Origin of the sequence: Streptomyces sp. NPDC060209 (assembly GCF_042728155.1) — a bacterium.
In the GTDB taxonomy this organism is placed as follows: Bacteria; Actinomycetota; Actinomycetes; order Streptomycetales; family Streptomycetaceae; genus Streptomyces.
Map to the genome: position 1 here is coordinate 1 of NZ_JBHWZS010000258.1, position 12,138 is coordinate 12,138.

Here is a 12,138-nt window from a genome sequence, read left to right on the forward strand (position 1 = left end):
TGGGCGTCTCCCTCATCGCGGAGAGCGTCATCAGCACGATCTGGGACGACCAGCCGCGGCTCTTCCCGAGCCTGGTGGAGGGTTCCGTCTCGCTCGGGAGCTCGGCGATCCCGACGCAGAGCCTGCTGACCATCGCCGTCGCGGCCGTCGCGATGGCGATGGTGGCGTACCTCTTCGGACGTACGACCATCGGCTCCGCCATGCGTGCCGTCGCCGAGTCCGCCGACACCGCGCAGATCCTCGGCCTCGGCTCGCAGCGCATCGCCCGGATAGCCTGGGCGCTCGGGCTCTCCCTGGCCGTGCTCGCCGCCATCCTCTACGCGCCCCGGGCCGGCCTCGTGCCGACCGTGCTCAGCGCACCGTTGTTCCGCGCCTTCGCCGGGATCTTCCTCGGCGGTCTGACCAGCATGTACGGCGCTGTCATCGGCGGGCTGACGGTCGGCGTTCTCGACAACCTGGCCGCGAGCTACGTCTCCGCCGGCTACCGGGACACGTTCGTGTTCACGTTCACCATCCTCGTGCTGCTGATACGCCCCCAGGGGCTGTTCGGTGTGCGCACGTTCCAGCGGGTCTGAGGGAGCGGTCCATGTCTGTAGCCAGTCGTTCCAACCTAGCCAAAGCGGTACTCGGACCGCTCGCAGCGGCCGCGCTCATCCTCGTGCTGCACACGGGGGTGATCCCGCCGTACCAGGCGTACTCCGTGGGGCTCGCGGCCGTATACACCGTCCTCGTCCTCTCGGTGAACCTCCTTGCCGGCTGGGCCGGTATCTGGTCGATCGCCCATCCAGCGTTCTTCGCCATGGGCGCCTACTTCGCGGCGTACGGCAGTACGCATGGATGGCCGATGGAGCTCGTGCTGCTCGGCGCGATCGGCTGCGGCGCGGCCTTCGGAGCGTTCCTGGGGGCTGCCGGCGCAAGGTTCTCCATGCTGTACGTCGCCCTGCTGACGCTCGCGTTCACCATGGTGTCGCTGGAGGTGATGGGCCAGTGGACCGAGGTGACCGGCGGTGACCAGGGCATCGCGATGGAGAAGCTGGACAGCGCCCTGGGCCTCGGCACGCTCTCCAGCGCCGGCACGCAGGCGCAGTACATCGCTGTGGCCGTGGCAGGGATCGCTCTCGCGGTGGCCGCGCTGGCCCGGCCGGGCGCCCTGCGGATGCGGCTGGTCGCCGCCAAGTCCCACCCGATGGCGGCCCGTTCCGTCGGCATCGCCCCCGAGGCCCAGTCCGCGCTCGCATTCGCTGTCAGCGCCGCGTTCGCCGCATTGGCGGGTGTGACACTGGCTCTGGTCGTCGGGTTCGTCAGCCCGGACCCGTTCTCGCTGGCCCTGGCGATCTCGCTGATCGCCGCCTGCGTATTCGGCGGCGTGGGCACGCTCCTGGGCGCGGTCGTCGGAGGCGCATACCTGACCTGGGCCCCTACGGCTGCCGAGAGCGCGGGTGTACCGCAGCCGGTCCTCCAAGGCGTCGTGCTCATCGCCGCGCTGTTGTTCCTGCCGGGCGGAGCGGTGCTCTTCCTCGGACGGCTGGCGCGCCGGCTGCTGCGGCGAGCCGGGACGCGCCCGCCGACCCTTGCGGCGCTGCCCGAAGAGATGCCGCGAAAGGTGCCCGAACCCGCGGAAACTACCCACGAACTGCTGCGACTTGACGAGGTGGCGGTCACCTTCGGCGGGCTCAAGGCGCTCGAAGGCGTATCGATGTCCGTAAGGGCCGGTGAGACCCTCGCGATCATCGGCCCGAACGGCGCAGGCAAGACGACGCTGCTGAACGTCCTGTCCGGGCTCGTCGGAGGCGGACGGGTGGCAGGCAGCGCCCGATACGGCGGCAAGTCACTCCTGAAGGGCCGCGCCACCGCCCGACGCAGGCTCGGTATCGGTCGCACCTTCCAGCACGCCGAGACGTTCCCCGAGCTGACCGTTCTGGAGAACGTCCTCTGTACCCGTCGCCGTGTCACCGCCCAACACCGCGCCGGAGCCACTGAGCTCCTGGAGAGTGTGGGACTCGCGCATGTCGCGGACCGCTATCCGGCCGAGCTGTCCTTCGGCATGCACAAGCGTCTCGACCTGGCCAGGGCGCTCGCGGAGCAACCCGAACTTCTCATCCTGGACGAACCGTTCGGCGGTCTCGATGCCGGCGAACGCAACCTGCTCGCCCGGCAGATCGTACGACAGCAGCAGCGCGGCACTGCGGTCGTGATCATCGATCATGTCCTGGACGACTTGTTCGCCGTCGCCCACCGGGTGCTCGCCTTCGACTTCGGCCGGCCGATCGGAGAGGGCGGGCCCGGCGAGATCCTGGACGATCCTCGGGTGCGCTCCTCCTACCTGGGCGAGGGCGCTGCCCGAGGGGAACTCCCGCGCCGGGACGGCGCCGAACGTGCCGCCGCGCGACTGGAGGGCGTGGGCCACGCCTACGGCGGAGTCACCGCCCTGAGCGGCGTCGACCTCACGATCGCCCGGGGCAGCGTCGTCGGCATCGTGGGTGCCAACGGCGCGGGCAAGAGCACACTGGGCCGGATCCTGCACGGCACGCTGCCGCCCACCCGCGGTCGGCGTGCGGTCGACGGGAGCCTGCGCAGCGCGCTGGTGCCCGAGGGGCGCGCACTGTTCAAGACGCTCTCCCTGCGGGAGAACCTGGAAGTCGCCGCCTACGCCGCGGGTACCAAGGGGGCGGAACTGCGGGCGCGCCTTGCGGAGACCGCCGAGTGGTTGCCGGCGCGGCTGAGTGAGCGGATGGGTGTACCCGCCGCCGGGCTTTCCGGAGGCGAGCAGCAGATTCTCGCGATCGCGCGGGCCCTGATGGCGCGACCCGACTTGCTGATCGTCGACGAACCGGCGCTCGGCCTGTCCCCGGCAATGGTCGACGAGGTGTACGCCCGCCTGGGGCGGCTCGCTCACGACGGCATGACGGTCGTCCTGTTGGAGCAGTCCCTCGGCCGCGCCGCGTCCGCATGCCACGAGGTGGTCGTGCTGCACGAGGGCGGCATCGCCGTCCGCGGCGAGCCGGCCGACCCGCTGTTCCTCACGCGTGCGGAACAGGCCTACTTCGACGGCCCGAGCGATGCTCCCGTGGCTGCCGCACAGGGCTGAGACGGCATCCCGCACCCGCTCGCTGCACTTCGCCGGCAAGCCCATCCCTTGGCCCCAGGAGAGTCACATGAACACGGAAGACGTCGACCTGCTGATCATCGGCGCGGGCATGGCAGGGCTGACCGCCGGTGCCCGCGCCGTACGCGGCGGCCTGTCGGTCGTGATCGTCGAGATCGGCACAGACGTCGGCGGCTCCGCACGCTTCGCCGGTTACGCGTGGACCGCCCCGAGCCACGACGTCATGGACGAACACAATCCGCGTGGAGACAGCACGCTCAAGCGCGCGTTGGTGGACCGGTTCGCCGACGGAATCTCCTGGATCCGCTCCGTCGGCGTGGAGGTCAAGGACGCACAACGCGTCCTCGGTTTCGGCCGCGGGCACCAGTTCGACACGAACCACTACGTGGACACCTGCCGTCAGCTCATTCTCGACGGCGGGGGTGAGCTGCTGCTCGAGACCGACACCGAGCGGCTGGTGGTCGAGCAAGGCGTCGTGGCCGGAGCGGACCTGAGGGCGGTGGACGGCACGCGCAGGCAGGTGCGTGCTCGGAACACGCTCATCGCGACCGGTGGATTCCAGGGCGACCTCGCCCTCCGCACCGCTCATGTGCATCCGCACGCAGACCGGATGCGGCTCCGCTCCAATCCCCACAGTCACGGCGGCGGTTACCGTCTGGCCACCGGGGCCGGGGCAGCCACCGGCTCGGACGACGCGGGCTTCTACGGCCACCTCATTCCCAGCGGCATCCCCTTCGCGGACCCGGCGGACTTCGTCGACATGTCGCTCTACTACAGCGAGCACGCCATCCTGTTCAATCTGCGCAGCGAGCGGTTCGCCGACGAGACGCTGGGTGACCACCTCACGGCCATGGCACTGCTTCGCCAGCCCGAAAGCCGCGGTCTCCTCATCGCCGACGCCCGGGTGTTCCGCGACTGGATCGTCGGCTCGTACGTCGAGGGTGCCGTAGCCGTCGACAAGTACGCCCTGGCGAGCAAGCGAGGTGGCCGCGTCGGACTCGCCGAAGACCTCGACGAGCTGGCCTGTCTGCCCGAGGAGTGGGGCTACGAGGGCGAGGCCATCCGCGATGCCGTCAAGCTGTTCAACGAGCAGACCGCGGCAGGGGTGGAACCGGGGCCCGGCCGGAGGCTGGACCGCCGGCCGCTGGACGAGCCGCCGTACTACGTCATCGAGACGGTGCCGGCCATCACCTTTCCGTTCCATGGTGTGCGCATCGACGACCGGGCCCGCGCGCTGGACGAGGGCGGCCGACCGCTCGAAGGCCTCCTCGCCGCCGGATCGGACACCGGAGGCCTGTGGCATCGCGCCTATGCGGGCGGTCTCGCCGCAGCCCTCGTGTTCGGGCTCACCGCTGCGGACACGGCCCGCGAGGCGACACACCGCTCGTGACCGGTCTCGAGCGCCGTCGGGGACCGCCGCAGACGATGTCGAGACGTCCGTAGGTCCGGCATCCGAGGTGACCCGCCGGCGCTGGGCACTCCGGATGGGTCGGGCGCGGAGGGAAGGACCGGGGGAGTGGATCAGGCCGGTTCTGCGCCGGGCAGGACGATGTGGGCCTGGACATGCCCTTCGGCCAGCCACCCGGACGACTCCGCGAAGGCGAGCATCGCGTCGAGCGCTGCCGGCCACGCCCTCGTGCGGGGCCCGGAGTCACGAATCCAGTCGCTGCGCACGAAGGCCACGCCTTCAGCGAGGTAGCCGAACTGCCCGGCTCGCTCGGCGAGTGCCTCCAGGTCGTCGGCCAGCACGCTGAAACGGGTCAGGTCGTCGCACCCGGCGAGCCGGACGTCGGAGTTGCGGGCGTCGACGTACACGTCAGATCTCCGCCAGGGACCTGAAGGTGCTGGCGTGGAAGACCACGGGGGGGACCGCGGAGTGCGGAGAGAGCCGGTCGATCCCGAGCAGCGCGATGACGTGGTCGCCGGCGGAGATCTCCTGGACGATCCGGCACTCCAGCCAGAGTGCCGCTCCGAGGACGAATACGGAGCCCGGCGGCTCGGCCACCCAATCCACGGACGTGAAACGGTCGGGGGACCTGGTCGCAAGGGCACGCGCCACCGGCCCCTGGTCCTCGGCGAGAACGCTGACGCCCAGGCGTGAAGCCCGCCGTAGGGCCGGCCACGTGGTCGAGGTATGGGCGACACACAGCGACACCAGCGGCGGATCGAGCGAGACGGAGGTGAACGAGCTTGCCGCGATGCCGGCCGGCCGGCCGTCCACGAGGCCGCAGACCGCGGTGACGCCGGACGGAAACCGCCCGTAGGCGCCCCGGAGCACGTCGGCGGTCAGATCTTCGTTGTCGACGAACATGCCCGTGACGCCCCCTGGTCCAAGCCGCTGTGGGGTCACCGAGCAACCCCTCTCCTGAACTCAATTCACTTTATGAGCGTACTCACGTCCCTTCGGATTTGGAAGGTGAGTGCAGGGATCGGGCTTCCCTTGCACGGCCATTGACCCGCGAGGTCGAGACCGCTTAGGTTCTCTGCAAACCGAATCAAACTCAGTTAGGGTCAGTCATGGAACAAGACGCGCTGAGGCAGGCGAACACGGCGATCGCCGAGCGGTATCTCCAGGCGATCAACGACTGGGACTTCGACGTCAAACGCGAACTGCTCGCGCCCGACGTGGTCTTCGAGATGCGGTGGGCCCCGGAGGGGTTCCCGCGCCGCATTGACGGCGTCGAGGCCGTCATGAAGTTTCTCGCTCCGCTGCCTGAGTCCATCGTCACCGAGGGTCTCTACGACATCCGTGTCGAGACCCTGCACTCCGACCCCGGCCAGGTCGTCACCTTCTACAAGAGCGACATGGAGATGGTGCGGCCGGTCGAGTACAAGAACGAGTACGTCACCTGCTTCACCATCCGGGACGGAAAGATCGTCCATTTCGTGGAGCACTTCGACCCGATCCCGCTCGTCGTCGCCTTCGGTGGCAGTGTGACGCCGCCCTCGCTCTGACGCGCGCACGCTCCTGCCCCGCCCCCTGTTCGCAACCCTCACCGGCGAGAGGCTCATCGATCATGTCCGCATCGCACTACCCGGCCAACTTCGGTGTCTTCATGGCCCCCTTCCACAAGATCGGCGTCAGTCCGACGGTCCTTTTCGAGCGGGACCTGGCCATCATCGAGATGGCCGACCGGCTCGGCTTCCAGGAGGCGTGGCTGGGCGAGCACCACTCCGGAGGCCACGAGCCGATCGGGTCCCCGGAGCTGATGCTGGCCGCGGTCTCGCGGACCACGCGCAACATCAGGCTCGGCACGGCGGTGAACTCGCTGCCGTACCACAACCCGTTCCTGGTCGCCGAGCGGCTGGTCATGCTCGACCACCTCACTCACGGGCGCGCCATTATGGGCTTCGGTCCCGGTCAGCTGATCTCCGACGCCTACATGCTCGGCATCGACCCGGCCACGCAGCGCCACAGGATGCTGGAGGCGGCGGGCGTCATCATGCGACTCCTGCGTGGCGAGACCGTCACGGAGAAGACCGACTGGTACGACCTGCACGAGGCGAGGCTGCAACTGCGCCCCTACTCCGTCCCCGAGCTCGATGTGGTCGTCGCCGCGGTCACCTCGCCGTCGGGACCGGTGACCGCGGGAAGGCTCGGCATCGGCATGATCAACCTCTCCGCGAGCTCGCCGGCGGCCTTCGAGGCACTCCGGACGCACTGGGGCATCGCGGAGAAGGAAGCCGCAGCCCACGGCCGGACCGTCGACCGTAAGAACTGGCGACTCTCCGCCATCACGCACATCGCCGAGACCGAGGAGCAGGCGCGCAAGGACTGCGCCTACGGTTTCGAGGAGATCTGGAACTACCTCGCCCACATCTCGCCGCTGCCCGCGTCGGAGAGGCCGGACGTCGAGGGAATGATCGACGATGCCATTGCGTCCGGATCGGTCCTGATCGGGACGCCGGACACGGCCATCGAGCTCATCCGGAAGCTGGCGGACCAGACCGGAGGTTTCGGCAGCTTCGTGATGACGCTGACCGACTTCACCACCTTCGACCGGCAGAAACGCGCTGTCGAGCTCTGGGCCGAGTACGTCATCCCGGAGTTCCGGGGCCAGCTGCAGCCCATTCGCGAGCACAACGCCTGGGTCCGCGACAACGAGTGGAAGTCCAAGACCATGGCGGCGATCAACGCCGCATCCGAGAAGTACGCCCAGCAGTCGGGCAAGGCCCGCTGACCCTTCTTCCTCTGCTGGGTGCGTGTCAGCCCGCGCCGCAGAGGAGAACAGGGGCAGCAGCGTGCTGCACTCTGTATCGCACGAGTTCGATGGAGGTCCCATGTTCCGCCGTCACCCCGAGATCGACCCCCATCTGTTGTCGGAAACTGATGAGCAGCGTCAACTGCGCGCCGTCCTGCGGGACTTCTTCGCCGAAGCGAGCGGATCCGAGGACGTCCGCAAGCATCTGGCCAACCCGCGCGGATACGACGAAGGGCTGTGGACGCGGCTGGCGGGCGAGATCGGCGTCCACGGACTGGCGATTCCCGAGGAATACGGAGGATCCGGCTTCACCTTCGCCGAACTCGCGGTAGCGCTGGAGGAGTCCGGGCGCGCGCTCTACTGCGCACCGCTGCTGCCCACCGTGGTCCTCGCCGCGCACGCCCTCCTGCGCAGCGGCGACCGCCAGGCGTGCGAGCGCTACTTGCCGCGGATCGCGGACGGTACCCTCACTGCTACCGTGGCCGGATTCCGCGAGGACGTGCCGATAGTCAGTGCCGAACTCGGCGGCTCCGGCTGGACGTTGCACGGCGCTGCGGACTTCGTGCTCGACGGGGCCGGAGCGGAGCTGGTTGTGGTCCGGGCGCAAACGCCCGATGGAACAGGGCTGTTCGCGTGCGAGCCGACCGTGGGCTCCTGCCTGCGGACACCCCGCCGCGTGCTGGACGGGACACGCCGCCAGGCCTTGGTGGAGTTCCGTGGCGCACCCGCCACACCCGTGGGGGAGTCGGGGCAGGTGACGGAGACCCTCGACGTGGGGAGGGCCGCGCTCGCCGCCGAGCAGGTGGGCGGCAGCGGCCACGCCTTGGACGCGACGGTCGACTTTGTGGCGCAGCGCCACCAGTTCGGGCGCGCCATCGGATCCTTCCAGGCCGTCAAGCACCGGCTGGCCGACGTGCTGGTCGCGCTCGAGGCGGCGCGCTCGGCGTCCGCCTACGCGACGGCCTGCGTGGCTATCGCATCGCCCCAGCTGCCGGTAGCCGCGAGCGCCGCCGCTGCGGTCTGCTCCGAGACCTTCCGCCTGGCGACGGCGGAGTACGTCCAGCTGCACGGCGGGATCGGCTTCACCTGGGAGCACCCTGCCCACCTGTACGTGCGGCGGGCACGCAGCAGCGAGGTGCTGTTCGGCACGGCGGACCGGCATCGGGCCCGACTCGCCGAACTCACCGGTCTCGCCTCCCCATCCGCCCTCTGAAGGGAAGGAGAGCCGCATGCCCCGCCGAACCTCGGCCACGCTCGCCACCCCGTTCACGCTCGGCGGTCTCACCCTCCGAAATCGGCTCGTCGCCACCGCACACGCCACCGCCGCGGTTGCCGAGGGCGCGCCCACCGAGGCCGACGCGTCCTACTGGCGGCGCCTTGCGCAGGGCGGCGCCGCCATGGTGATCACCGGCGGAACCGCGGTGGCGCCCGAGTCGACCTTGCCGCAGCGCTACCTGACCGAGGCCTGGCGCCCCGAGATCAAGGACGCCGTACGCCGCCGCGCAGAGGCCATCACCGACGGCGGCGCCATGGCCGTCGCACAGCTGGTCCACCTGGGCCGGGAGACCCTGGGCGCCGGTACCTACTACGCGCCGGTCTCCGCGGCCGCCGTCCGCTCGCCGCGTGAGGCGACCGTGCCCCTAGCGCTGAGCGCCGAAGAGGTACGCCGCGTCGTCGACTCGTTCCGCGTCTCGGCGGCCAACAGCGTGCAGGCCGGCTTCCAGGGCGTCGAGCTGCACGCGGGCCACGGCTATCTGCTCGCCCAGTTCCTTTCGCGCGTCAACAACACCCGCGACGACGAGTACGGCGACCGGATCGCCCTGCTCGCCCAGGTAATCGAAGCGATCCGCGGTGAGATCGGTGGACTTCCCATCGGTGTACGGGTGTCGGTGGAGCCGGGCCACGACTCCGGCCTCGGCCTGGACGACCTGATCGAGCTGCTCCCGCGGCTGAGCGACGCCACGCCCTTCGCGTACGTCAACGTCACCACCGGCGTGCGCAACACCTACGTCCCCGGCATGGCCACCACCCGGCCACCTCTCCTCGAGTCCGTGGCCCGGCTCCGCACGGCGGTCGCATTGCCGTTGCTGATCAGTCAGGGGTTCCGGACGGCGGCCGACATCGAACGGGCGCTGGACAGCGGCGCCGATCTGGTCGGCATGGCACGACCCTTCATCGCCGACCCGGACTTCGCGCGGAAGATGATCGTCGGCGACGAGCGGTCCATACGCCCCTGCACGGGTTGCAACGAGGGCTGCCGGACCTTCGAACCCACCGGCTCGTGCTCGGTGAACCCGGAGCTCGGCCCGCCCGGCGCGGCGGCCCGGCCCGCGGTGCCCCTGCTGCTCACCCGGTCCGGCTCCCGGAGTGGCCCAGTGGCCGTCGTGGGCGCGGGTCCCGCGGGCATGGAGTGCGCGATGGCGCTCGCCCGTGCCGGCAGGGAGGTGATCGTCTTCGACCGTGCAGGAGAAGCGGGCGGCCAGGCGCGCCTGGCCGGTCTCGCCGTGCACCGTTCCGGATGGCAGACGTTCGTCGACTTCCAGCGCGCCCAACTGGCCGATCTGGGCGTACGCGTCGTGCTGGGCACCGCCCCGACGTCGGCCGAACTGGCCGAGTACTCCCGGATAGTGCTGGCCACCGGAGCCGAGGAGGCGGTCGTCCCTGTGCCGGGCGAGCTTCGGACGCTCACCAGCACGGACTTCCTCCACCGGTACGCAGATGTCGTGCCGAGCGCGCCCAGGGTCGCCGTCCTCGACGACGGCTTCGGCTGGTGGCAGGGGATCGGCGCCGTCGAGAGCGCGCTGGCGGCCGGAGCCCGCGAGGTCACGGTGATCACCCCCGGCAACGGATTCGCGACGGGTCTGTCGCCGGAGAACCGCACCCAGTTGATGAACCGGCTCACCGGCGCCCCGCTGCGTATCGTCGCGATGAACACCGTGACCGCCACCACGGCCGACGGACTGTGCCTGCGAAGCGTCATGGACGGCCACGAGACGCGCCTCGCCGCCGACGTCCTGGTGACCGTCGGCGAACGCCGCCCACGCCGCCCGGAGTCCATTCCGGCCGACGGCCGGACCGTCCGCGCCGTCGGCGACTGCGTCGTACCGCGCCGCGTCACCCACGCCGTCGCGGAGGGACGCGCGGCAGCGGTGGCGCTCGCGGCCGGGCCGCTCTGAACCCACTCCGCATGAGGGCCGGTCACCGGGTATCCGATGGCCGGCTCCCTCATGCGAGGCCGTTCGGCTGTGCCGTCAGGCGTCGTACTCGTAGAACCCGCGTCCGCTCTTGCGGCCCAGGTGACCCGCTGCGACCATTCGTCGCAGCAGCGGGGGAGCGGCGTACAACGGCTCCTTGAACTCCTCGTACATCGACTCGGCGACGGCCTGCGCCGTGTCCAGGCCGATCAGGTCCAGCAGCCGCAGCGGACCCATCGGGTGGGCGCAGCCGAGTTCCATCCCCCTGTCGACGTCCTCGGGGCGGGCCGCGCCGGACTCGACCATGCGGATCGCGGCCAGCAGATACGGCACCAGTAGCGCGTTGACCACGAAGCCTGAGCGGTCGGGTGCCTGGATGACCTCCTTTCCGAGCAGCTCGGCGGCGAAGGAGCGGGCGCGGGCCACGGTGTCGGCGCTGGTCGTGAGGGCTGGGATCACCTCCACCAGCTTCTGCACCGGTACGGGGTTGAAGAAGTGCAGACCCACGACCCGGGAAGCCCGTCCCGTGGCGATGGCGAGGTCCACGACGGGGATCGAGGAGGTGTTTGTGGCGAGGACGGCATCCGAGTCGGCGATCGCCTTGTCCAGTTGACGGAAGATGCCGAGCTTCACCTCCCGGTTCTCGGCGACGGCCTCGATGACGAACTGCCGGTCTGCCAGCTCCCCGAGGTCGTGGGTGAAGTAGAGCCGGGCAAGAGCCTGGTCGCGCTCGGCCTCGGTGAGTTTTCCGCGTCGTAGACCGCGGTCCAGTGACGCGGTGACGCGATCGCGGCCGGCGGCCGTGAGTTCGGGGCTCGACTCGGCGACGGTGACGTCGAGGCCACGCAGTGCGGCGACCTCGGCGATGCCGGAGCCCATGAGGCCACAGCCGACGACGCCGAGACGTGAGATGCCGGTCATGAAAGACCTTCCCTGGTACGGAGGTTGGGCGGACAACAAATGGGCGTCCCGGTCAGACGTTGCGCCGGTAGGCGCCGCCCACCTCGAAGAACGCGTCCGTGATCTGTTGCAGTGAGCACACCCGTGCGGCGTCCATCAGCACGGCGAAGACGTTCTCGCCGCTGGTCGCGGCACGCTTGAGTTCGGCGAGAGCGAGTCGAGCCGCGTCGGCGTGGCGGGCTTGGAAGTCATGGACGCGGGTGAGCTGGGACTCCTTCTCCTGCTCGGTGGCGCGGGCGAGTTCGACGACAGGAGTGCCCTGCACGTCCCCGTCGTGCGGGTTGCGGAAGGTGTTGACGCCGATGATCGGCAGCGTGCCGTCATGCTTGCGCTCCTCGTACAGCATCGACTCGTCCTGGATGCGGCCCCGTTGGTAGCCCGTCTCCATCGCGCCGAGGACACCACCGCGCTCACTTATCCGCTCGAACTCCGTGAGCACCGCGTCCTCCAGCAGATCGGTCAGCTCGTCGATGATGAAAGCGCCCTGCAGCGGGTTCTCGTTCATCGCGAGACCCCACTCGCGGTTGATGATGAGCTGGATGGCCAGGGCCCGGCGTACGGACTCCGCGGTGGGGGTGGTGACCGCCTCGTCATAGGCGTTGGTGTGCAGGCTGTTGCAGTTGTCGTAGAGCGCGATGAGGGCCTGCAGGGTGGTGCGGATGTCGTTGAAGTCCAT

At 69.8% G+C, this 12,138-nt stretch carries 11 protein-coding genes; 7 read left to right on the forward strand and 4 right to left on the reverse strand.

What is annotated here, in order from left to right; translation table 11 throughout:
• The 3 genes from ACFWFI_RS33380 to ACFWFI_RS33390 form a co-directional block, all read left to right on the forward strand.
• A partial coding sequence (locus ACFWFI_RS33380) for a branched-chain amino acid ABC transporter permease (RefSeq protein ID WP_387397655.1) occupies nt 1-575 on the forward strand: 575 nt, incomplete at its 5' end.
• Between the two features lie 11 nt (nt 576-586).
• Nucleotides 587-3,088: an ATP-binding cassette domain-containing protein gene (locus tag ACFWFI_RS33385; protein WP_387397657.1), complete on the forward strand. Its 2,502-nt coding sequence runs from the start codon at nt 587-589 to the stop codon at nt 3,086-3,088.
• A gap of 67 nt (nt 3,089-3,155) precedes the next feature.
• Nucleotides 3,156-4,496, forward strand: coding sequence for an FAD-binding protein (locus ACFWFI_RS33390; protein WP_387397660.1), 1,341 nt, complete (start codon nt 3,156-3,158; stop codon nt 4,494-4,496).
• 131 nt (nt 4,497-4,627) lie between these two features.
• On the opposite strand, the gene ACFWFI_RS33395 is transcribed toward ACFWFI_RS33390, so the two are convergent.
• Both ACFWFI_RS33395 and ACFWFI_RS33400 read right to left on the reverse strand, forming a co-directional pair.
• On the reverse strand, nt 4,628-4,921 hold the full coding sequence (locus tag ACFWFI_RS33395) for a hypothetical protein (RefSeq protein ID WP_387397663.1): 294 nt from the start codon (nt 4,919-4,921) through the stop codon (nt 4,628-4,630).
• Between the two features lies 1 nt (nt 4,922).
• A complete protein-coding gene (locus ACFWFI_RS33400; protein WP_387397666.1) occupies nt 4,923-5,417 on the reverse strand; it encodes a flavin reductase family protein in 495 nt (164 codons plus the stop codon).
• Between the two features lie 206 nt (nt 5,418-5,623).
• On the opposite strand from ACFWFI_RS33400, the gene ACFWFI_RS33405 reads away from it, so the two are divergent.
• From ACFWFI_RS33405 to ACFWFI_RS33420, 4 genes are all read left to right on the forward strand, one after another.
• The gene (locus tag ACFWFI_RS33405; RefSeq protein WP_387397668.1) at nt 5,624-6,061 is read left to right on the forward strand and encodes a nuclear transport factor 2 family protein; all 438 of its coding nucleotides are present in this window, start codon (nt 5,624-5,626) and stop codon (nt 6,059-6,061) included.
• A 62-nt stretch (nt 6,062-6,123) separates the two neighbouring features.
• Nucleotides 6,124-7,287, forward strand: coding sequence for an LLM class flavin-dependent oxidoreductase (locus tag ACFWFI_RS33410; protein WP_387397671.1), 1,164 nt, complete (start codon nt 6,124-6,126; stop codon nt 7,285-7,287).
• A 100-nt stretch (nt 7,288-7,387) separates the two neighbouring features.
• Nucleotides 7,388-8,521, forward strand: a complete 1,134-nt coding sequence (locus tag ACFWFI_RS33415; protein ID WP_387397674.1) for an acyl-CoA dehydrogenase family protein — start codon at nt 7,388-7,390, stop codon at nt 8,519-8,521.
• A gap of 16 nt (nt 8,522-8,537) precedes the next feature.
• On the forward strand, nt 8,538-10,484 hold the full coding sequence (locus tag ACFWFI_RS33420) for an oxidoreductase (RefSeq protein ID WP_387397676.1): 1,947 nt from the start codon (nt 8,538-8,540) through the stop codon (nt 10,482-10,484).
• A gap of 75 nt (nt 10,485-10,559) precedes the next feature.
• Here ACFWFI_RS33420 and ACFWFI_RS33425 read toward each other — a convergent pair whose 3' ends face one another.
• Complete coding sequence (locus ACFWFI_RS33425) at nt 10,560-11,423, reverse strand: 3-hydroxybutyryl-CoA dehydrogenase (protein ID WP_387397679.1); 864 nt, start codon at nt 11,421-11,423, stop codon at nt 10,560-10,562.
• A 52-nt stretch (nt 11,424-11,475) separates the two neighbouring features.
• Nucleotides 11,476-12,138, reverse strand: a 663-nt coding sequence (locus tag ACFWFI_RS33430) for a methylmalonyl-CoA mutase family protein (protein ID WP_387397681.1), incomplete at its 5' end; no start/stop codon positions are given.